Origin of the sequence: Maricaulis sp. D1M11 (genome assembly GCF_047308265.1) — a bacterium.
Classification (GTDB): Bacteria; Pseudomonadota; Alphaproteobacteria; order Caulobacterales; family Maricaulaceae; genus Maricaulis.
This window is the reverse complement of record NZ_JBKQWY010000003.1, coordinates 204,561-224,741: the sequence shown is the minus strand read 5'-3', so window position 1 is coordinate 224,741 and position 20,181 is coordinate 204,561. Positions and strand designations below refer to the sequence as shown.

General features: G+C 60.6%; 21 protein-coding genes. 12 read left to right on the top strand and 9 right to left on the bottom strand.

From position 1 onward, the window contains the following. The 4 genes from RMQ97_RS07440 to RMQ97_RS07425 form a co-directional block, all read right to left on the bottom strand. The gene (locus RMQ97_RS07440) at nt 1–1,122 is read right to left on the bottom strand and encodes a TRAP transporter substrate-binding protein (protein WP_413660224.1); all 1,122 of its coding nucleotides are present in this window, start codon (nt 1,120–1,122) and stop codon (nt 1–3) included. 65 nt (nt 1,123–1,187) lie between these two features. Further along, a complete protein-coding gene (locus RMQ97_RS07435; RefSeq protein WP_413660223.1) occupies nt 1,188–1,937 on the bottom strand; it encodes an arginyltransferase in 750 nt (249 codons plus the stop codon). 31 nt (nt 1,938–1,968) lie between these two features. Then, nucleotides 1,969–3,849 (bottom strand): SLC13 family permease, encoded by a 1,881-nt coding sequence (locus RMQ97_RS07430; RefSeq protein ID WP_413660222.1) that lies wholly within the window; start codon nt 3,847–3,849, stop codon nt 1,969–1,971. Between the two features lie 99 nt (nt 3,850–3,948). Continuing rightward, nucleotides 3,949–4,869 (bottom strand): flagellar motor protein MotB, encoded by a 921-nt coding sequence (locus tag RMQ97_RS07425; RefSeq protein WP_413660221.1) that lies wholly within the window; start codon nt 4,867–4,869, stop codon nt 3,949–3,951. A gap of 87 nt (nt 4,870–4,956) precedes the next feature. On the opposite strand from RMQ97_RS07425, the gene RMQ97_RS07420 reads away from it, so the two are divergent. Both RMQ97_RS07420 and RMQ97_RS07415 read left to right on the top strand, forming a co-directional pair. Next, on the top strand, nt 4,957–5,421 hold the full coding sequence (locus tag RMQ97_RS07420; RefSeq protein WP_413660220.1) for a flavin reductase family protein: 465 nt from the start codon (nt 4,957–4,959) through the stop codon (nt 5,419–5,421). A 79-nt stretch (nt 5,422–5,500) separates the two neighbouring features. Beyond that, complete coding sequence (locus RMQ97_RS07415) at nt 5,501–5,629, top strand: hypothetical protein (RefSeq protein WP_413660219.1); 129 nt, start codon at nt 5,501–5,503, stop codon at nt 5,627–5,629. On the opposite strand, the gene RMQ97_RS07410 is transcribed toward RMQ97_RS07415, so the two are convergent. Beyond that, the gene (locus RMQ97_RS07410; RefSeq protein ID WP_413660218.1) at nt 5,626–7,995 is read right to left on the bottom strand and encodes a penicillin acylase family protein; all 2,370 of its coding nucleotides are present in this window, start codon (nt 7,993–7,995) and stop codon (nt 5,626–5,628) included. The genes RMQ97_RS07415 and RMQ97_RS07410 overlap by 4 nt on opposite strands. Before the next feature lie 61 nt (nt 7,996–8,056). Between RMQ97_RS07410 and RMQ97_RS07405 the strand changes: the two genes are divergently transcribed. From RMQ97_RS07405 to RMQ97_RS07395, 3 genes are read left to right on the top strand one after another with little or no spacing between them, the layout of a single operon-like run. Continuing rightward, a complete protein-coding gene (locus RMQ97_RS07405) occupies nt 8,057–8,941 on the top strand; it encodes an NAD(P)-dependent oxidoreductase (RefSeq protein WP_413660217.1) in 885 nt (294 codons plus the stop codon). Next, on the top strand, nt 8,931–9,509 hold the full coding sequence (locus tag RMQ97_RS07400) for a hypothetical protein (protein WP_413660216.1): 579 nt from the start codon (nt 8,931–8,933) through the stop codon (nt 9,507–9,509). The genes RMQ97_RS07405 and RMQ97_RS07400 overlap by 11 nt, the downstream gene beginning before the upstream one ends. Further along, a complete protein-coding gene (locus RMQ97_RS07395; protein ID WP_413660215.1) occupies nt 9,506–10,135 on the top strand; it encodes a trimeric intracellular cation channel family protein in 630 nt (209 codons plus the stop codon). Before RMQ97_RS07400 ends, RMQ97_RS07395 begins: the two co-directional genes overlap by 4 nt. Nucleotides 10,136–10,177: 42 nt before the next feature. On the opposite strand, the gene RMQ97_RS07390 is transcribed toward RMQ97_RS07395, so the two are convergent. The 3 genes from RMQ97_RS07390 to hemB all read right to left on the bottom strand — a co-directional run bounded on the left by RMQ97_RS07390 (nt 10,178) and on the right by hemB (nt 12,528). After that, nucleotides 10,178–10,759, bottom strand: coding sequence for a GNAT family N-acetyltransferase (locus RMQ97_RS07390; RefSeq protein WP_413660214.1), 582 nt, complete (start codon nt 10,757–10,759; stop codon nt 10,178–10,180). A gap of 120 nt (nt 10,760–10,879) precedes the next feature. Beyond that, nucleotides 10,880–11,356: a GNAT family N-acetyltransferase gene (locus RMQ97_RS07385; RefSeq protein WP_413660213.1), complete on the bottom strand. Its 477-nt coding sequence runs from the start codon at nt 11,354–11,356 to the stop codon at nt 10,880–10,882. A gap of 194 nt (nt 11,357–11,550) precedes the next feature. Next, a complete protein-coding gene (hemB, locus tag RMQ97_RS07380; protein WP_413660212.1) occupies nt 11,551–12,528 on the bottom strand; it encodes a porphobilinogen synthase in 978 nt (325 codons plus the stop codon). 187 nt (nt 12,529–12,715) lie between these two features. Here hemB and RMQ97_RS07375 point away from each other — a divergent pair, with 187 nt between their 5' ends. From RMQ97_RS07375 to RMQ97_RS07350, 6 genes are all read left to right on the top strand, one after another. Then, nucleotides 12,716–13,852, top strand: coding sequence for an isobutyryl-CoA dehydrogenase (locus tag RMQ97_RS07375; RefSeq protein WP_413660211.1), 1,137 nt, complete (start codon nt 12,716–12,718; stop codon nt 13,850–13,852). Between the two features lie 11 nt (nt 13,853–13,863). Next, nucleotides 13,864–14,937: an enoyl-CoA hydratase/isomerase family protein gene (locus RMQ97_RS07370; RefSeq protein WP_413660210.1), complete on the top strand. Its 1,074-nt coding sequence runs from the start codon at nt 13,864–13,866 to the stop codon at nt 14,935–14,937. 14 nt (nt 14,938–14,951) lie between these two features. Beyond that, complete coding sequence (mmsB, locus tag RMQ97_RS07365) at nt 14,952–15,905, top strand: 3-hydroxyisobutyrate dehydrogenase (protein ID WP_413660445.1); 954 nt, start codon at nt 14,952–14,954, stop codon at nt 15,903–15,905. A gap of 68 nt (nt 15,906–15,973) precedes the next feature. Further along, the gene (locus RMQ97_RS07360) at nt 15,974–16,465 is read left to right on the top strand and encodes a MarR family winged helix-turn-helix transcriptional regulator (protein WP_413660209.1); all 492 of its coding nucleotides are present in this window, start codon (nt 15,974–15,976) and stop codon (nt 16,463–16,465) included. Between the two features lie 194 nt (nt 16,466–16,659). Beyond that, a complete protein-coding gene (gene hemA, locus RMQ97_RS07355; protein ID WP_413660208.1) occupies nt 16,660–17,883 on the top strand; it encodes a 5-aminolevulinate synthase in 1,224 nt (407 codons plus the stop codon). Continuing rightward, nucleotides 17,883–18,143 carry a DUF6898 family protein gene (locus tag RMQ97_RS07350; RefSeq protein WP_413660207.1) on the top strand — a complete coding sequence of 87 codons (261 nt, stop codon included), beginning with the start codon at nt 17,883–17,885 and terminating at the stop codon, nt 18,141–18,143. Before hemA ends, RMQ97_RS07350 begins: the two co-directional genes overlap by 1 nt. Nucleotides 18,144–18,169: 26 nt before the next feature. On the opposite strand, the gene RMQ97_RS07345 is transcribed toward RMQ97_RS07350, so the two are convergent. Continuing rightward, nucleotides 18,170–18,592, bottom strand: coding sequence for a MucR family transcriptional regulator (locus RMQ97_RS07345; RefSeq protein ID WP_413660206.1), 423 nt, complete (start codon nt 18,590–18,592; stop codon nt 18,170–18,172). A 287-nt stretch (nt 18,593–18,879) separates the two neighbouring features. On the opposite strand from RMQ97_RS07345, the gene glyA reads away from it, so the two are divergent. Continuing rightward, the gene (gene glyA / locus RMQ97_RS07340; RefSeq protein ID WP_413660444.1) at nt 18,880–20,172 is read left to right on the top strand and encodes a serine hydroxymethyltransferase; all 1,293 of its coding nucleotides are present in this window, start codon (nt 18,880–18,882) and stop codon (nt 20,170–20,172) included. Nucleotides 20,173–20,181 lie beyond the last annotated feature (9 nt).

Sequence of the window (20,181 nt, the reverse complement as noted above, 5' to 3'; positions counted from 1 at the left end):
TTATTGCCCGCCCAACACGCGCTCGCGCTGTGCCATATAGGCGGCCTCGGAGATGCGCCCCCAATTCATCATTTTCTCTCGCGCAGTGAGATAGCTCTCATAGACCCGTGCGGTGAACGGATCGGCACGGCCTGTATCCGCAACGACTTGTTCGGAGATCTCGCCGATACGGTCCCACATTTCAGGGGTGAATTGACGCAGTTGGACATCATGCTCATTGCGCAGCACGTCGAGCGCGATTCCGTTCTGATAGGTAAACTCGGCGAGCGACACATTGTTCGCGGCCCGGCAGGCGGCCTGGACGATGGCCTGGTGGTCGGCATCAAGCCCGTCCCAGACCCCGCGATTCATCCCGACAGACAGACACGATCCCGGTTCGTGGAAACCTGGTCCGTAATAATACTGGGCTTCCTGGTAAAAACCGAACGCCAGATCATTCCACGGGCCGACCCATTCGGTCGCATCGATTGTGCCGTTTTGCAGGGCCGGGAAGATCTCGCCACCCGACAGGGTAACGGCCGCACCGCCCAGCTCGCGCAGCACATTGCCGCCTAGTCCGGGGATACGCATACGCAGACCACGGAAGTCGTCCAGCGTATTGATTTCGCGCTTGAACCAGCCGCCCATCTGATGGCCGGAATTGCCCGCCTGGAAAGGCTTGATGTTGAACTGTCCGGCCAGTTCGTCCCACAGCTGCTGGCCGCCGCCGAATTCGCACCAGCCCATGATTTCCGCGGCGGTCATGCCCAGCGGTACGGCTGTGAAGAAGTTGAAGGCCGGCGATTTGCCCTGCCAATAATATTCGGCGCCGTGATATAGGTCGGCCGTGCCATCGGCGACAGCATCAAACACCTCGAATGCCGAGACAATCTCGCCCGCAGCGTAGACCCGCACCTCCAGTGCCCCGCCCGATGCGGCCGTGATGTATTCCGCGACATTATTGGCCGCCGTGCCCAGACCCGGGAAATTGGCGGGCCAGGTGGTGACCATGCGCAGGCGTTTCACACCGCGATTGATATTGGGGGCGGCCGGACTGGTGCTGGAGCCGGACATGTCTCCGCAGGCCGAGGCCACGGTGCCACCGGCGATGGCCAGTCCACTGATAAAGGTACGACGATCCATGATTTTCCCCTTTGATCCCGGGGTGGCGAGCACCCGGTCGCGGCTGTCCCTCCCCGGACGGGCCGTCAGTCTTGATCTGTATCTTCGATATCGGTTTGGTGGAAGGCCTGCCAGCCCCCCGGATTGAGAACCTGCAGTGGTTGATACTGAGCCTTGTACATCATTTTGCGACTGCCCCGGACCCAATAGCCCAGATAGACAAAGGGAAAACCGTGCAATTCCGCTTGCCGAATGGCGTCCAGGATCATGAAGGCGCCCAGTGAGCGGCGTTCCTGATCGGGGTCGAAATAGCTGTAGACCAGCGAGGGGCCGTCCTTGAGCATGTCGGTAAGCGCGGCCGCCACGAGACGTCCGTCGGCATCGCGGTATTCGGTGACGTGCGTACGCTGTGCGCCTTCCTCGACCATGAGGGCATATTCGCCAAACGTCATGCCCACCATGTCGCCATCCTGGTGGCGAGACTGAAGATAACGGTCGAACAGGTCGTACTGTTCATAGGTGGCTTCATTGCGATCGGTGGAGATGGTCAGATCGGCATTGCGATTGACGAGTTTTCGCCAGCGCCGCGACCAGATGAAATGCGTGGCATCGACACGCACCGAGCGACAGGCATCACAGCCTTCACAGGCGGGACGATAGAGCACGGCTTGGGACCGACGAAATCCCGCATGGGTCAAGGCGTCATTGAGGGCAGGGCCTTCGCCCGGATCGATCCGGGTGAACACCTTGCGTTCCATGCGCCCGGGCAGATAGGGGCAGGGCGATTCCGCCGTCAGGAAAAACGGGATCTGGCGTGTCGGCTGACTATGGGTCAAGTGGGCTCCAAATGTGACTCGCGTAAAAAGCCTAACCCAAGCCCAGGAAAATCGCGAGATAGGCTGTGAAGGCGAGCCAGAAGATCAGCACAAGAGGGGCGCCTGCGCGCAAATAATCCCCGAACCTGTAATGTCCCGGGCTCATGACGAGCAAATTGGTCTGATAGCCGATCGGTGTCGCAAAACACGTATTGGCGGCGAACAGGACTGTCAGGGCAAACAGGGTCGGATCCGCCCCCATCTGCTGGGCCGCGCCCACAGCGATAGGGGTGAACAGGATGGCGGTTGCGCTGTTGGAGAGGACATTCGTCAACACCGCCACCAGCAGGAAGAGCGCGGAGAGCAGGGCGACCGGCCCGTAGGGGGCAAAGATACTCACCACTGTGGAGGCCAGAAGTCCGGCTCCGCCCGTGGTCTGCAGGGCCGTGCCCAGCGCGATCGCAGATCCGATCAGCAGATAGACCCTGACATCAAAAGCGCGTGCGGCCTGGCGCAGGTTCAAACAACCCGCGGCGATCATGGCGACAGCGCCCAGGAAAGAGGCGATGACAATCGGCACCAGGCCCGAGGCCGCGAGGGCAACAACACCGCCAAAAATCAGGCGGGCGGCGGTGGTGCGACGCGGATCCGTGATGGCGGTCTTGGACCATTCCAGGAGGAGGAGATCGCGGTCGGCCCGCAGCGCCCGCATCGCGGAGGAGGTACCAAACAGCAAGAGTGTGTCGCCCGCTTCCAGACGGATCTCGCCCATGCGGGCGCGGATCATGCGACTGCGCCGTTGAATACCCAGCACGATACAGCCCGTGGCGTGACGAAAACCGATCTGCGAAATCGTTCGACCGGTCAGCCGGGAGCCCGGCGCCACCACAGCTTCAGACATGGAGAGCGTATCACCGGGGGTGGGGTCCTCACCTTCACCGGACGAGGAGAGCATGCCCCGCAGGAAGTCTGCACGCTTGGACAGCAGATCGCTGAGTGTTTGGCGGGTTGCCGCCACGATGACCAGATCGCCTTCGCGCAGCTGCGCATCATCAAAGGGGGGCAACAGAGCGTGTTCGCCCCTCTGGATCATGCGCACGGTCATGTCGGGCAGATCGGTGAACATGCCGGCCACCGGTTTTTTGCCCAGCAACGGGTGATCACGGGTGACTTCCAGCTGGGCGATATACTGACGCCCGCCCGATCCACCGGTCATCTCTTCTTCAAGACCACCCCGATTGGGCAGGAAACGGGGCAGGACAAAGAAGATATAGACCACACCGATCGCGGCGAGGAACAGGCCCGGCCCGGTCGGTGTGAAAAAGCCCAGTTCTATCTGCGCGGTCGACATCAGGCTGTCCGCCACGAGCAAATTGGTCGAGGAACCGATCAGGGTCGTCATACCGGCCAGGATGCAGACATAGGACAACGGGATCATCAGCTTGGAGGGGCTTTGCTCCATGCGTTTGGCGATTGCTGCGATGATGGGCACAAACATCACCACGACGGGTGTGTTGTTGATGACCGCAGAAATGACGAACACGAAGGCGAAAATCATCCCCATCGTGGCCCTGGGACGCGTGTCATAGGAGCGCAGAAGGAACTGTGTCGGGCCTTCCATCGCCCCGGTCTGGAAAATGCCCTGACCGACAATCAACAAGGCCAGAATGGTTATGAGCGCGGGATTGGCGAAGCCTTCCAGCAAATCCTTGGGCGTGGGTGAGGATTCGGCCAGCGGGAAGGCGTGGAAGAACACCAACAGCCCGGCCACAACCGTGGCGGACACAATTTCGATCGGGAAATGGTCGAGGCAGTAAAACAGGATGGCCACACCGACACCGGCAAGCACCACCCACATCTGCCAGACTTCTACAGACGTCGTTTCTATCATCGCATTGAAGGAGAAGCTGTGATCCGAATGACCGTAACCCATACGCTAGCACGGTGAGAGTTCGGATGCGAAGCCTTTTACTTCAAGTCCGTGGCTGCATGGAAGCCTGCCCGAAACACACGCAAGGCTCCTGCGTGGTGCCTAGCGCAGGCTGTGGCCCGGCGGCAGGACAGGCGCTTCGCGCAGCAAGACGATCGAGATGCGGCGATTGCCGGACATATAGGGATCATCCGGAAAGAGCGGTTCGGAACCGGCCTTGCCACGCACCTCGTACACCCGGTCATCGCGCACACCATTATCCTGCAGGACGCGGCGGGCGGCATTGGCGCGGTCGGCGGACAATTCCCAGTTGGTATAGCCGTTCATGTTGGACGGTCCGCTATCCGTATGGCCAGAGATCGACAGGCGGTTGGGCAATTGCTGGACAATCTCGGCCACAGCCCGCAGCAGGATGAGGGCGCGCTCATTGGGCTCCACCGATCCGGGCTGGAACATCGGGCGACCTTCCTGGTCGACCAGTTGGATCCGCAGGCCTTCCGGGGTCTGGTCCATGATGATGTGGTTGGATAGCTCGGCCAGTTCCGGCATTTCCTGCATCGCCTGGCGCAGCGACATCTCGGCACTGTAAAGCTCGGCATTCTGGCGGCGTGCTCGTGCCTCGGCGATGGCTGCGGCTAGGGGTTCGGGCTGTTCTTCAGCGGCTTCGGGAGAGCCTTCCGGGTTTTCCTGGTCTGAACGGTCGTTTTCCTGCGGTGCAGAGGGCGCCAGACGCTCGATGGTCGAGCTATCACCACTGCCGCGCACACCATCATCACCCAATGCTGTACCGGCCAGGGGCTCACCCGCACCGGAATTGGAGGGGCTCAATGAGGCGGGTGCGAAATAATCCGCGATACCGCGTTTTTGTTCGGGCGTGGTCGTATTGATCAGCCACATCAGCAGGAAGAACGCCATCATGGCGGTCACGAAATCGGCATAGGCGACTTTCCACGCACCCCCATGGTGTCCGTGTCCGCCACCCTTGACGACTTTCTTGATGATAATTGGCTGTTCAGCCGACATCTCACCCACCTTGTTCTTTTTCTCTGACCCTGCTCTACCTCGAACAGGGTTAAGGTCCGGTTTCTTCTGAGTCGGGGGGAGTATTTCGTGTTCGATCAACGCCAATTCCGCGATTGCCTGTCGCAATACCCGACCGGGGTCGCGATCATCTCGACCTGGCATGATGGACTGCCCCTGGGCGTGACGGTGAATTCTTTTGCCTCTGTCTCCCTCGACCCGCCCTTGATCCTGTGGTCCGTCGAGCGCGGGCGGGATCGTCATGCCCTGTTCGTCCAGGCCGAGCAGTTTGCGGTCAATGTGCTGGCAGCGGATCAGAAACACCTCGCCGAGGCTTGCGCGCGTGATGCCGCCCTGGACCAGATCGGGGGGTCATGGAGCGGTGAACACGCGCCTTGCCTCGATGGCGCCGTGGCGGTGATGGATTGCCGACTGCATGCCATCCATCCCGGCGGTGATCACGATATCATTCTGGGCGAAGTCGTGTCTTTGCACACCAGAAGTGAGGCTCCGGCCCTGGTGTTTCACCGGGGTGGTTATGGCGAAGCGGGATAATTCGCCTGAGTGGCGAATTTTGTCTTGAATTTCTAAGATTTTGGTGCATTCTCCCTTGGCTCAACCACAGGGGGAATGCATGCTTTATCTTCTTCGCCTTCTGGCTCAAAACGTCAAAATCTGTCCGCAATGCAAGGGCCGTGGCACCGAGCCGGTGTTTAATGCCCGGTGCACGCGCTGTAATGGTCGCAAAGTGGTTCCGGCCTAGCCAGCCGGGTCCAGTTCCAGAACCCGCATGCCTGTCGGGACTGTATCGAGATCCCAGTCTGCTGGGATCTCGATAAACTCGCCGCGTCCCCATAGCGGGGCCAGATCATCATAATGGCGAGACATGGGATTGCCGGACTGGCCGGTGGTGATCATGTATTGCGAGCGATCCAGGTCCGACAGATCATACAAGGCGCGGTACGAGGCGCCATGTCCGGCCGAATAATCATCCGCTGAAAAACTGTAATGCGCGACATTGACCGTCGAGCCGTCGCCCGGAATCGGGGTTTCGATGGTGAAGAAGCTGTCGAGCACCGGAAAAGCGCTGAACGGCGTATGGGCATGACGGGCCTGGTGTGCCTCGCCCCAGCGCCAGCGATCCATGTCGGATCCAAACTGTGTCATCAGACCGGCGACGGCCCGGTCCAGCGCGGGCCCGGTGATCTGTGCACATGTCTCGGTGGTTTCGGTGGCGATGTCATCGCACCAGTGGCCCAGGTCACCCGCAAAGACGTCTGTCAGGAAGATCCGTCGATCACTGTTCCAGCGGTCAAACAGATCGCCCAGCTCGTCGGCATAGACGGCGCGTGTGAGTTCTTTTTTCCAGGCTGCAAAAATCAGGGGCTCGGCCAGATCCACAGCCATGTCTGAATTCCAGCCTTGCAGACGCGATAGGGCGGCGCGACCGGCCTCGGTCTCCGGCTGGGCTTCCAGCAGGGCGGGCAATATGCGGCGGGTCATGTCGGAGACCGTATCGATTTGCAGCGCGGCCATCGACGCCATATCGTGCCGGTCCTTCGCCTCGATGCCCTCATAGATGCGGCGGATGCGCGACACGCCATACCAGTCCGAGGTCAGATAGTGAGGATAGCCGTCCGGAACGATCTTGTTATTGGCGGTCGCGACAAAGCCGCGTTCGGGATTGCGGGTATGGGGCAGTTCATCGAAGGGGATGGTGGACACCCAGTCTCCCGTCTCGTCGCGCACGGGGATGCGGGCGGGCGCATAAAACCCAATATCACCGTCGACATGGGCAAAGACAATGCTTTGCTGGGGTGCCACAAAATTGCGGATGGAATCGACAAAATCCTGCCAGTCACGGGCCCGCAAAATGTCATACCCCACACCCGGCGTGCCATCATCGGGCTCGTCGAGCATCCATTGCAGGGCCAGCGCGTCCGCACCCTCCGGCACGGGATAGGGGAAATGGTCCGGGTCGAGCACCGGCCCGGTCTGTGTGGCCCGGCGGGTGAGGGTGATGTCCTCGCCGAAGCGCACGCGGATCACTTCTTCTCGGCTGTCTGTGATTGCATCCTCGGTGATCGCATGCAGATCGCCCACATCCGGCCCGGTATTGGTGAAGCCCCAAGCGATGTGGTCATTGCGTCCCAGGGTCAAGAAGGGTGTGCCGGGAATGCCGACCCCCACAGCCGTTCCATCCGGCGTGGTCAGGCGGGCGAGATACCAGATGGCCGGCGCGCGCAGTGCAAGATGCGGGTCATTGGCAAGGATCGGGGATCCGGTGGTCGTGCGCGATCCGTCCAGAACCCAGTTGTTCGATCCATCCCGGCCCTCATCGTCGGGACCCAAGCCGTTATCCACACGTGGCGGCGTGTCCGTGTCCACGCTTTCGGCCAGAGCCGGATCTGTCAGGCCCGGATCTGTCAGGCCCGGATCCGTCAGGCCCAGATCCGCCATGCTGAGTGATCGCGGCGCATCATCGGGATAACGCCCCAGGAATTCGCGCAGCCGGGCCTCACCGAGATGGTCGAGCAATTCGGCCGTGCGCGGTTCGGAAAAGGCATTGCCAAACAGGTCGAGAGCGATGGCCTTGTAGATCAGGACCGTATCGGCGGGGGTCCAGGGTTCCGGATCGATCATCAGGATTTGGAATTCCGGCGGGTTCATGAAGGCGGGAGACTGGGCGACAGAATTCACACCCTGCGCGTAGGCGTCGAGCGCGTCCTGGACATCGGCCGGCAGGGCCTCCACGGCGGAATGAGCGGCGTCGGCCAGGCCCATTGTGCGGAAGAATACATCGGTCTCCACTCCGGGTTGGCCGATGAGTTCAGCGACCCGTCCGCGCATGGCCCGGCGTGTGATCTCCATCTGCCACAGGCGATCCTGGGCATGGGCCACACCCATAGCGAAAAACGCATCGTGATCGCTGGATGCAAAAATATGGGGCACACCATGCGGGTCACGGATGATATGGGCCTGTGCGTTCAGCCCATCCAGGCGCAAAGTGCCCTGGGTCTGGGGCAGTGACGCATAAAGACGCGTGGTGAAGATAATCGCCAGAATCACGATGAGGCCTAGAATGGCCGCGAATCCGGCGAGAATGACCTTTGAAACGGTCTTGATCATGACGCTTGCTCCCCTTTGCTGCGAAGACTAGCAAGGCGGAAAGGTGAAAGGAAAGCGGTAGATGGCACAGTGTACATTTTTGGGTCTGGGTGTGATGGGCTATCCGATGGCCGGACATCTTGTGACGGCAGGCCATGGTGTCACCGTCTGGAACCGCACGGCGCAGAAGGCTCAGGACTGGGCGCAGCAATTTGCCGGACAGGCCGCCGCGACGGCAGAAGACGCGGTGGGTGAAGCAGATATCGTCCTCATGTGTCTGGGAGATGATCCCGATGTCGAGGCCGTCGCCGGGCGTATTATCCCGAAAATGAAACCGGGCGCTCTGCTGGTCGATCACACAACGGCGTCGGCCGAGCTGGCCCGTCGCCTTGCGGGTATTTGCCAGGCGGCGGGGCTGGGCTTTCTCGATGCACCGGTGTCGGGCGGGCAGGCTGGCGCGGAAAATGGACAGCTTTCGGTCATGTGTGGTGGATCTCAGACCGATTTTGACCGGGCTGAGCCGGTGATGAGCGCCTATTCCAAAGCCATGACACTGATCGGCGTGGCGGGGTCCGGGCAGACCGCAAAAATGGTCAACCAGATCTGTATCGCGGGTGTGGTTCAGGGCCTGTCGGAAGGGCTCTATTTTGCGCAGCAATCCGGACTTGACCCCGAAAAGGTCATCCAGGCTATCTCCAAGGGTGCGGCCCAGTCCTGGCAGATGGAAAATCGTTGGCAGACGATGGTGAAGAACGAGTTTGAATTCGGTTTTGCTGTCGACTGGATGCGCAAGGACCTTCGCATCGCGCTTGATGAGGCGCGCAACCAGGATGCCGTCCTGCCGGTGACCGCCCTGGTGGATCAGTTTTATGCCGAGGTCCAGGCTATGGGCGGATCCCGTTGGGATACATCCAGCCTGATTGCCCGGTTGAATCGTAGCGCGGACCGGCTGAACCATGACGATTGATGGCCGTCTGATCGAAACCGACCGCATGGTCATGGCACTCTGGCCGCGCATTCGCAACCAGTTTGCGATCTGGAAACTGCTGGTGTTTGCCCCGTTTACGCGGCGCGCTGTCCTGCAATTCACCAATGACCAGGTGTCGCCGCTTCTGCGGTCACGTCACTGGAAAATCACGTTGGGCATGCTGGGGGGGCTGACCGATGCCCAGATTGATTTCCTCACGGCCTTTGCCGACCTCAATGCGCGCAAGTCGGAACGGATTTTTCGGACGACCGCATTATTGATGATCTCCCTGCCGGTCGGTTTTGTGCTGGCGGTGAATGAGGCCTATCCCCAGTTCTGGGACGAGATCGGCATGGATGGTGCGTCCTTCTTCCCGGTGATCATTATCGCCTATGCGGTGCTGGTGGGATATTTGATGGCCGGCGCCTGGCGCGCACGGGAGATCGCGGATTGCTGTGAGTTCGAACAGATGCGCCGTCGCCATGCTCGGGCGCTCGACGAGGAGGCGGCCCGTCAGGACGCGTTTCGCGCGCCGGGTGAACCGGGCCCTCCTGAGGCCAGAAAATGAGCGTCGCGGCGCTTTTCACTCTGCTGGACTATCTGGGGGTGGGCCTGTTCGCCTTTTCAGGCGGCATGCTTGCGGCCCGCAAATCGCTCGACCCGTTCGGGGCAGCGATACTGGGCGCTGTGGCTGGCATGGGTGGAGGCACGCTGCGCGATGTCCTGCTGGGCCGTTTGCCGGTTTACTGGATCGAGGACCCGCAATTTCTGGCCATGGCTCTGGGCGGGGCCTTGCTGGGATATTTCCTGTCACCCTGGGCACAGGCCGTGGCGACACGCCGGGCCTTTCTGATCTGGGCGGATGCAGCCGGGCTGGCCGTCTTTTGTGTCCTGGGCACACAGGCGGGGTTGGGCGCAGGCGCACACTGGTCCATCGCCCTGCTGACCGGGGTGATGAGTGCGGCCTTTGGCGGGCTGATCCGGGACATCATTGTCAATGATGTACCCCTGGTTCTGCGCGAAGACATTTATGCCCTTGCGGCCCTGGCTGGCGCCGGCGTGTATGTCGGCGGGCTGGCTTTGGGCGGGCCCCAGGAATGGGTGACGCTGGGCGCGGCTGCGCTGGCGCTGGGACTGCGCGGTTGCGCGATCATTTTCAAATGGTCCTTGCCGGCGATGAAGATTGGCGACTAGCCCGCGCGGCTCAGATCCGGCGCATTACACCTCAACCGGCCGTCATTCCTGCGGACCTGGCAGGTCGGCTGATCCTCGCGCGATGGACCAGACTTCCAGCGGTTGCAAAGGGCTTTCGCGATCCAGCGCCGGGTGGATGAAATTACCATCCTCAACGCGGCTCATTCCGACAGATCGCATCACCGCGATCGAGGGGCGGTTGATCGTGGGCGCAAATGCCACAATGCGAGAAAGCCCATGATCTGTGAGACCATGATTCAGCACGGCGCGTGCGGCTTCGCGTGCATAGCCTTGCCCCCAGCTGGCCCGCGACAAGCGCCATCCGATCTCGACCTCATCCTTGACCCAGGCGTCGAACGCGACACGGGACAGGCCGACAAAACCGATGAAGGCCCCTGTCTCTTTCACTTGCACGGCATGGGGTGACAGACCGGTGCGCGCGTGGCGGTCGGCAAAACTTGTGATGATCTTTCGGCTGTCCGCTTCATCCAGCGGCGCGGGGAAGAAACGCATGACCTCGGGGTCGGCATTGAGGGCGGCAAAGGGCGCGACATCGTCGTCCCGCCAGGCGCGCAGGATCAGGCGGTCGGTTTCCAGGGTGGGAAGGGGGGCATGTTCGATCATCACGGTCTCCGGGGCAGGGCGCGCGGTGATACGCGATTTTGAGCGCGGGTCAAGCGAGGCAGAGCGCCAGGCAAGAGGACGGGGCCGCCCTGAATTCACAGTCCACGCGGCCCCGACCCGTTATCGTTGCTTGCGCATGCGCACCATGGGAATACCCACATCGGGCATGGGATACTCCGACACGGGTGACCAGCCATTTTTCTTGTAGAAGTTCACGGCCTGGAGATTGTCCCGGAAGCTTTCCAGCTCAATCGTGTCATACCGGGCAAACAGCAGCTCTTCACCCAGGGTCAGCAAAGCCTTGCCGATGCCCTGGCGATGATGCTCCACCGTGACCATCATCAGGTGGATTTCATTATCCTTGATGGCGACTGCGCCGACCGGTTCGCCGACTCGTTCGGCGACCCAGAGGAACGCATTGCGCTCGCGATAGTATTGGGGCACCTCGCCGGACGCGATATAGCCCTCGACCGCATCCGACCCGATCACGTCGGGATATTTCTTCCGGATGGTCTTGTAGGAGAGCGCCGTGAGCGCATCGACATCATCGAGCGTTGCCGGGCGAATAGAAATTTCAGATTTAGCTTGGGTATTCAATGTCTTGTTCCTGACATGAGACAACAGGGCGCTCGCAGGGCGAGCGCGTTCAGCAGTTCTCGAAAAGCCCGCCTCAAAGGCGGGCACGTCAGGACTCAAAGGTCATAAAATCTCCGTTGATCGCGTCTATCGCACGGCGGGGACGGACAGGCAATGGGCTCCAGGAGCGGTCTTCCGCGCCAGTGGCAGGCTGATCAGGACAGCGCCCGCGCGGCTCTTGGCGCGAAATAGGTGATGATCCCGCTGGCACCCGCGCGTTTGAAGCTCATCAGGCTTTCCAGCATGACACGCTCGCCATCGATCCAGCCGTTCTGGGCGGCGGCCTGGATCATCGCGTATTCGCCCGAGACCTGGAAGGCATAGACAGGCACGGCGAAGTTATCGGCCAGGGCGTGCACGATATCCAGATAGGGCAGGCCGGGTTTGACCATCACCATGTCCGCGCCTTCGGCAATGTCCAGCTCCACTTCACGCAGGGCTTCGGCCGCATTGCCCGGATCCATTTGATAGGTCTTCTTGTCACCCGTCAGCGCAGCCGCCGACCCGATCGCCTCGCGATAGGGGCCGTAAAAGCCCGAGGCATATTTGGCGGCATAGGACAGGATCATTGTGTTGTGATGACCCTCGTCTTCCAGGGCTTCGCGAAGGGCGCCGATCCGTCCGTCCATCATGTCGGACGGCGCGATCACATCACATCCGGCCTCGGCCTGCATGCGGGCCTGGTCCACCAGCCGGGCAACCGTCGCGTCATTGGTGACATAATCCCCGTCCAGCAGACCGTCATGACCATGGGTGGTGAACGGGTCGAGCGCGACATCACAGATCACGCCGACATTGGGCGCGGCATCCTTGATGGTCTTGATCGCCCGGGGCACCAGCCCGTCCGGATTAATGGCCTCACTGCCCATATCGTCCTTTTTCGCCGGATCGATATGGGGGAAGAGGGCGATGGCGGGAATACCCAGGGCGTCCGCCTCCTTGGCTGCCTTTGCCAGCGCGCCGAGCGACAGGCGCTCCACGCCCGGCATGGCCGCCACGGGCTCGACCGGATCGGCTGTTTCCGAGACCACCACAGACCAAATGAGATCGTCCGGCGTCAGGGTCTTTTCACGCACAAGGCGGCGGGACCAGTCAGCCTGGCGGGTGCGGCGCAGTCGGGTGGCAGGAAACATGGGGCGATCTCATTCTTCTGACGGGTGAGGGGGCGAGGCAGTGGGGGATAAATCCTCGCACCGACTCTGGCCCTTGGGTCAAACGCTTACATATCAGACTTGCCGCAAGGGCCAAGCCGCGTTAGGCCTCGGCCAATACGTGGTAAATTCGTGTTCGATCCCGCTCATAACCGACAGGATATCTGCTGTGCATTTCAATCTTTCAGAAGATCAGACCCTCATCCGCGATATGGCGCGCAAATTCGCCGATGACCGCCTGAAGCCCAATGCGGCGCGGTGGGACGAGGAAAAAATCTTTCCGGTCGATGTCATGCGCGAGGCGGCCGAGCTTGGTTTTGCAGGCATTTACACGCGCGATGATGTGGGCGGTTCGGCGCTGTCGCGTCTGGATGCCGCGATCATTTTTGAAGAATTATCGCGCGGATGTGTCGCAACCGCCGCCTTCATGTCGATCCATAATATGTGCGCCTGGATGATCGATAGCTGGGGTACTGAGGAACAGCGCCAGCGTTTCCTGCCGCCCATGATGACGATGGACAAGATCGCGTCCTATTGCCTGACCGAGCCGGGGGCAGGGTCCGATGCGGCATCGCTGAAGACCCGTGCCGTGCGCGATGGCGATGATTACGTCCTCAACGGTGCCAAGGCCTTTATCTCGGGTGCGGGGACGTCGGATTATTACGTGGTCATGTGCCGCACCGGTGAGGATGGCCCGAAAGGCATTTCCACCCTCATTGTCGAGAAGGATACGCCCGGCCTGTCCTTTGGTGCCAATGAGAAGAAAATGGGCTGGAACGCCCAGCCGACCCGCATTGTGACGTTCGAGGATTGCCGCGTCCCGGTTGCCAATCGCCTGGCCGATGAAGGCATGGGGTTCACCCTGGCGATGAATGGTCTCAATGGCGGCCGCATCAATATCGGCGCCTGCTCCCTGGGCGGGGCCAGCGAAGCGTTTGATGTTGCAAAAGACTATGTGGGAACACGCAAACAGTTCGGGCGGGAGATCGGTCAGTTCCAGGTGTCGCAGTTCAAACTGGCCGACATGGCGACCGAGCTGGAGGCCTCCCGGCTGATGCTCTATCGCGCAGCCGCCGCGCTGGATGCCAAGGACCCGTCGGCGGCAAAATACTGTGCCATGGCCAAGCGGTTTGCCACGGACACGTGTTTTGATGTGGCCAACCAGGCGCTGCAATTGCATGGTGGATATGGCTATCTGAAAGACTACCCGCTCGAGCGCATTGTGCGCGATCTGCGTGTGCACCAGATCCTGGAAGGCACGAATGAGATCATGCGGGTGATCATCGCCAAAGACGTGATGCGGTAAGGGAGTGAACCATGTCTGAACCCGAAATCATCGCCCGCAAAGTGGGCCAGTTGGGCCGGATCACGCTCAATCGTCCCAAAGCGCTCAACGCGCTGACGCATGGCATGTGTCTGTCCATGATCGATGCGCTGGAGACCTGGCGCGACGATGACGACGTCAGTGCGATCGTCGTTGATGGTGCGGGCGAAAAGGGCTTTTGTGCCGGTGGCGATATTCTCAAACTGCATAATTCCGGCAAGGCGGGCGACAACGCGGCCTGGCTGTTCTGGCGCGATGAATACCGTCTCAACACGCTGATCCATCACTATCCCAAACCCTATGTGGCGCTGATCGACGGCATCACCATGGGCGGCGGTGTGGGTGTGTCCGTGCACGGCTCCCACCGTGTGGCCGGTGACCGGACGATGTTTGCCATGCCCGAGACGGGTATCGGTTTCCATCCCGATGTGGGCGGCGCCTATGTGCTGCCGCGTCTGGCAGGCGAGATCGGCACATGGATGGGGCTCACCGGCGCGCGGCTGAAGGCGGCCGACGCCCTGGCTTCGGGCCTGGCGACGCATTACTGCCCGTCCGGCCAGAATGACGCTCTGGTTGAGGCGTTGGAAGAGGCCGACCTGACGGATGAGGAGGCGCTTGATGTCTTGCTCGAAGAGTTTTCGGGTGACCCAGGTGATGCCTCGCTGGCGCACACACGGGGGCTGATCGACGCGGCGTTTGCGGGACAACGGGTCGAGGAAATCGTGTCGCGTATTGCCGGAGCGGGAGATAGCTGGTCGCAGAAACAGGCGTCCATCCTGGCGTCCAAATCGCCGACCGCGCTTAAACTCACCCTGGCGGCCCTGCGCAAGGGGGCCAGCCTCTCCTTTGAGGACGTGATGCGCCAGGATCTGCGCCTGTCGGCCTGGTGTCTGACGGGTCAGGATTTCTACGAAGGCGTTCGCGCCGTCATCATCGACAAGGATAACAGCCCGGTCTGGTCGCCGACGGATCTGGAGGCGGTCAGCGATAATGATATCGCCTCGGCGTTTGATCCCTTGCCGCAGGACCAGGAAATGAGCTTTCTGGACCCTGCACACCCGGCCTGATCCACTCAGACCAGCTGTTTCAACACCAATACCAAACGGGGAGCGCCGACATGGCCACAATCGCATTCATCGGTCTGGGCAATATGGGGTCTGGCATGGCCGCCAATTTGGTCAAGGCAGGCCATGACGTGGCGGCGTTTGATCTCAACCCGCAAGCGGTCGCCCTCGCTGTCGAGGCGGGCGCACGGGCGGCCCAAGATACAGAGGGCGCTGTGGCGGAGGCCGAGGTCGTTGTCACCATGCTGCCCGCGGGCAAGCATGTGCGCGCGGTGTATGAAAACGCTGTCTTTCCCTCAGCCCGGCCCGGCACGCTGTTCATCGATTGCTCGACCATTGATGTCGACAGCGCGCGTCATGTCGGCAATGCGGCACTGGGTGCCGGTTTCCGCTTTGTCGACGCCCCCGTATCCGGCGGTGTTGCGGCAGCCCAGGGCGGCACGCTGACCTTCATGGTCGGCGGTGCGGCGGCTGATTTCGCGGATGCTGAGCGTGTGCTCGACGCGATGGGCAAGGCGGTGATCCATGCGGGCGATCTGGGCGCGGGGCAGGCGGCCAAGATCTGTAACAACATGCTGCTGGCCATTACCATGATCGGCACGTGCGAAGCCTTCGCGCTGGCGGAGAAGCTGGGGCTCGACCAGCAGAAATTCTTTGATATCTCGTCCAAGGCCTCGGGTCAGAGCTGGTCGATGACCAGTTATTGCCCGGTGCCCGGGCCGGTGGAGACCTCGCCCGCCAATGCTGATTATCAACCCGGTTTTGGTGCGGCACTGATGCTCAAGGATCTCAAACTGGCCATGGATGCCGCGCAAAGCGCCGGCGCCACCACGCCGCTGGGCGGCCAGGCCGAGGCGCTTTATGCCATGTTCGCCAATCTGGGCGGGTCCGAAATGGATTTTTCTGCCATCTACAAACTGCTTGACGGAAGCTGGCAGGGGTCGTCTCGAGGGCCTGTCGTCGCCCATTAAACTTTTTTTTGCCGTTTGCCCGTAATGTCTCTGCAAAGATCGCTAAAAGATCGGGTGGAGTGTTGATTATGGCAATGGCCGAAAACGTGGCGCCGCAAGGGGCGCCGGCGACGGATTATCTGGAACTTCTGCAGCTCATCGAGCGTCTGCATCGTCAATTGCTTGACGTTGTGAAGGACGAGCTCGACCGTGAGGGAACGGACGATTTGAACAGTGTGCAGGCCCTGCTGCTGTTCAATATCGGCGATCAGGAGCTGACTGCGGGCGAATTGCGCACACGCGGTCATTACCTGGGCTCGAACGTGTCCTACAATCTCAAGAAACTGGTCGATGCCGGCTATATCCGTCACGAACGGTCGGCTTCGGATCGTCGGTCCGTGAAGGTTTCGCTGACCGAAAGCGGCCATGCCATCCGCTCCAAGCTGGGCTCGCTGTTTGAGCGTCAGGGCTCGTCGCTCTCGCCGGTTGGCGGTGTTGATGATGGCAAATTGCCGGATATCAACCAGTCCCTCGCGCGGATCGAGCGCTTCTGGGCGGACCATATCCGCTTTCGCATGTAGCTCGCGCTCCACACGCAATCATCTTCGAACGACCCGGTCTGCTATAGGCCGGGTCGATTGTTTTTATGCAGAAAATCACGGGGTGCGACGGTCTGTCCGGGTCGCAGCCGGGGCGTTAACGGTCTATACGTGGAATCAAGAATTGACTGAACGGACCTCGCGGGGATCGTTCACGCATATATAAAGGCCGCGTCATGGACTATAACACCGCATTCGAATCCGCCGTTCGTCGGGTCAAGGCCGAGGGCCGCTACCGGGTCTTTGCGGATCTTTTGCGGCACAAGGGCCGTTTCCCGCACGCCCGCTGGCGCAATCCCGAAGGCCAGGTGCGTGACGTCGTGGTCTGGTGTTCCAATGATTATCTGGGCATGGGCCAGATCCCCTGTGTGGTGGAGTCCATGAAAGGGGCCATCGACCAGGTCGGGGCAGGCGCAGGTGGAACGCGCAATATTTCCGGGACGACGCATTACCATGTCGAGCTGGAGCGCTCACTGGCCGATCTGCACCGCAAGGATGGCGCGCTGCTGTTCACATCGGGATACATCGCTAACGAAGCGACGCTCGCAACCCTGGGCAAGATCCTGCCCGGTCTGATTATTTTCTCCGACGAGCTGAACCACGCCTCGATGATCGAGGGTGTGAAGGGGGCCAAGTGCGAGAAACACATCTGGCGCCATAATGATCTCGAGCATCTTGAAAGCCTGCTGGCTGCTGCGCCGATCGATGCACCCAAGGTGATCGCCTTTGAGAGTGTCTACTCCATGGATGGCGATATCGGCCCGATCGCCGAGGTGTGTGATCTGGCAGAAAAATACAATGCGCTGACCTATCTCGATGAAGTGCACGCTGTTGGCCTCTATGGCCTGCGCGGTGCAGGCATCGCCGAGCGTGACGGACAGATGCACCGGGTCGATATCATCGAGGGCACGCTGGGCAAGGCCTATGGTGTCATGGGCGGATACATCGCTGCTGACGGTGCGATTGTGGACGCGATCCGATCAATGGCGCCGGGCTTTATCTTCACGACGGCCCTGCCGCCGGCGCTCGCCGCAGGGGCTCGGGCCTCTGTTGAATATCTCAAACAGGCGCATCATCTGCGTGAACAACACCAGGAACGGGCCGCAACGCTGAAATCCCGGCTCAACGCGGCTGGCTTCCCGGTTCTCGAGAGCTCGGTCACCCATATCGTCCCGGTCCATGTCGGCGATCCGGTGCTGTGCAAGCGCATCACGGACATGCTGCTCGACGAGCACGGCATTTATGTTCAGCCGATCAATTATCCCACGGTTCCCAAGGGCACAGAACGTCTGCGCCTGACGCCGACCCCGCTCCATGATGATGCCCTGTTCGATCAGCTGATCGATGCGCTGGGTGATGTCTGGGCGCGCGCGGCGGACCAGAACGCGCAAACGGCCTGATGGGTGATACTCCGGTCTATCTGGAGATTATCGAGGCTGGCAATGCCCTGCGCATTGCGGCGGTGGACGGCATCACGGCCGATGAGGTCGTGTTCCAGGTTCCACTCAAGACCAGCCGGTCCGAGATCGAACACCTTGCCATCCAGAAACTACGATGGGTCCAGGCCAAACAGGCCGGATCCGGCAAGACACAGCCTCGGGACGCAACGGACCAAAAGAAACGGCCGGGTGGAAAACCCGGCCGTGGTATCTATGTCTAAGACAAGCAAGTTGTCGTGAAATAAAGTTATGCGTCCTTGCCGGCGCGGCCCAGACCGATGTCCTTGGCAAATTGCGAGCGCTTGCGGGAATAGGCCGGAGCGACCATCGGATAATCCGACGGCAGGTTCCATTTGCGGCGATACTCTTCCGGCGACATGTCGTATTGCGAGCGCAGATAGCGTTTCAGCATTTTCAGCTTCTTGCCGTCTTCCAGACAGACAATGTGCTCATCCGACACGGATTTGGACACGGGAACCGCCGGTTTGGCCTTGGTTTCCACCTTCACGGTCGGCGCGCAGATCTCACTCATCGTGGCGTGCACGGACTTGATAAGATCCGGAACATTCTCTGCCGGCACGGAATTGTGCGAAAGGAAGGACGAGACGACACTGGTCGTCATGCGCAGGAGTTCTTCCTTCTCGATGTTGGGGAGGGTTTCATCAGACATTTTCAAATCCTTCACACTTCGAGGCAGTTTAATTGGGCTTTTTGACGTCATTTCGTCTTGAGCCGGTATTTCTTTGTTATTGGACTACATAGTCCCTCATGAATCAGCCTTCAACTATCATATTTGTATTTAGTGTGCGCGGATGGAGTTCTGTTTTGGGCTTAAAAAAATGTAATCTCGACATTCGGGAGCGAAGCAGGGCTATGCGGAGCATTCCTGTTGTCACTCTACGCAACGCGCCGTATCAATCCGGGCACTAGTGTGAGGATCCAGCCATGGCAGAGACAATGACAGAACAAAACACGGCAGACTTCTTCTCCCGTTCAGTGGTGCAGGGCGACACGGATGTGGCGCGCGCCATTCATGACGAGATCCAGCGCCAGCAACAGCAGATCGAGCTGATCGCCTCTGAAAACATTGTGTCGCGGGCCGTACTGGAAGCCCAGGGCTCTCCGCTGACCAATAAATATGCCGAAGGATATCCGGGGCGCCGGTATTATGGCGGGTGTGAGCATGTCGATGTCGTCGAACAGCTGGCCATTGACCGTGCAAAGGAATTGTTCGGTGCGGCCTATGCCAATGTTCAGCCCAATTCCGGCAGCCAGGCCAATCAGGGCGTGTTCCTGGCACTGTTGAAGCCGGGTGATAAAATCCTCGGCATGAGCCTGGACGCAGGGGGGCACCTTACACACGGCGCACGTCCGAACCAGTCGGGCAAATGGTTTGAGGCGCATGCCTATGGTGTGCGCGAAGCCGATGCGCTGATCGATTACGACGCGCTGCGGGCCCAGGCCCATGAGGTCAAGCCGCAGCTGATCATCGCCGGTGGTTCGGCCTATCCGCGCGAGATCGATTTCGCCGAATTCCGCAAGATCGCCGATGAGGTCGGGGCGTATCTTCTGGTCGACATGGCTCACTTTGCCGGGCTTGTCGCGGGCGGGGTGTATCCCAATCCGGTTCCGCACGCGCATGTCTGCACGACCACGACGCACAAGACCCTGCGCGGCCCGCGCGGCGGCATGATCATTTCCAACGATCCCGATCTGGGCAAAAAGTTCAATTCAGCTATTTTCCCGGGCCTTCAGGGCGGACCGTTGATGCATGTCATCGCCGGCAAGGCCGTCGCCTTTGGCGAAGCCCTGCAACCGAACTTCAAGGCGTACACCGCCCAGGTGATTGCCAACTGCAAGGCGATGGCCCAGGCCGTGATCGACGGGGGGTATGCCATCGTGTCCGGCGGGACTGACAGCCATCTGGCGCTCATCGATCTGCGTCCCAAAGGCCTCAAGGGCAATAGTGCGGAAGAGGCGCTCGAGCGTGCCTACATCACCTGCAACAAGAATGGTGTGCCGTTTGATCCGGAAAAACCGACCGTGACGTCGGGCCTTCGTGTTGGCTCGCCTGCGGGCACGACCCGAGGATTTGGCGAGGCGGAGTTCAAGCGCGTCGGCGAGCTCATGGTGGAAGTGCTTGATGCGCTAGTGGAATCTCCGGAAGGCGATGCAGAAGTCGAAGCCCGGGTCCGCGAGGAAGTGATGAGCATGACAGCACGCTTCCCCATTTATCCCGAACTGGCCTAAACTGGGCTC

What these genes read in the sequence shown, in the direction of transcription:
- RMQ97_RS07345 (WP_413660206.1), bottom strand. Translation starts at nt 18,592, where the DNA reads ATGTCTGATGAAACCCTCCCCAACATCGAGAAGGAAGAACTCCTGCGC.
- RMQ97_RS07395 (WP_413660215.1), top strand. Translation starts at nt 9,506, where the DNA reads ATGAGCGTCGCGGCGCTTTTCACTCTGCTGGACTATCTGGGGGTGGGC.
- RMQ97_RS07415 (WP_413660219.1), top strand. Translation starts at nt 5,501, where the DNA reads ATGCTTTATCTTCTTCGCCTTCTGGCTCAAAACGTCAAAATCTGTCCG.
- RMQ97_RS07350 (WP_413660207.1), top strand. Translation starts at nt 17,883, where the DNA reads ATGGGTGATACTCCGGTCTATCTGGAGATTATCGAGGCTGGCAATGCC.
- RMQ97_RS07410 (WP_413660218.1), bottom strand. Translation starts at nt 7,995, where the DNA reads ATGATCAAGACCGTTTCAAAGGTCATTCTCGCCGGATTCGCGGCCATT.
- hemA (WP_413660208.1), top strand. Translation starts at nt 16,660, where the DNA reads ATGGACTATAACACCGCATTCGAATCCGCCGTTCGTCGGGTCAAGGCC.
- RMQ97_RS07400 (WP_413660216.1), top strand. Translation starts at nt 8,931, where the DNA reads ATGACGATTGATGGCCGTCTGATCGAAACCGACCGCATGGTCATGGCA.
- RMQ97_RS07425 (WP_413660221.1), bottom strand. Translation starts at nt 4,869, where the DNA reads ATGTCGGCTGAACAGCCAATTATCATCAAGAAAGTCGTCAAGGGTGGC.
- RMQ97_RS07390 (WP_413660214.1), bottom strand. Translation starts at nt 10,759, where the DNA reads ATGATCGAACATGCCCCCCTTCCCACCCTGGAAACCGACCGCCTGATC.
- RMQ97_RS07360 (WP_413660209.1), top strand. Translation starts at nt 15,974, where the DNA reads ATGGCAATGGCCGAAAACGTGGCGCCGCAAGGGGCGCCGGCGACGGAT.
- glyA (WP_413660444.1), top strand. Translation starts at nt 18,880, where the DNA reads ATGACAGAACAAAACACGGCAGACTTCTTCTCCCGTTCAGTGGTGCAG.
- RMQ97_RS07370 (WP_413660210.1), top strand. Translation starts at nt 13,864, where the DNA reads ATGTCTGAACCCGAAATCATCGCCCGCAAAGTGGGCCAGTTGGGCCGG.
- RMQ97_RS07430 (WP_413660222.1), bottom strand. Translation starts at nt 3,849, where the DNA reads ATGGGTTACGGTCATTCGGATCACAGCTTCTCCTTCAATGCGATGATA.
- RMQ97_RS07405 (WP_413660217.1), top strand. Translation starts at nt 8,057, where the DNA reads ATGGCACAGTGTACATTTTTGGGTCTGGGTGTGATGGGCTATCCGATG.
- hemB (WP_413660212.1), bottom strand. Translation starts at nt 12,528, where the DNA reads ATGTTTCCTGCCACCCGACTGCGCCGCACCCGCCAGGCTGACTGGTCC.
- RMQ97_RS07440 (WP_413660224.1), bottom strand. Translation starts at nt 1,122, where the DNA reads ATGGATCGTCGTACCTTTATCAGTGGACTGGCCATCGCCGGTGGCACC.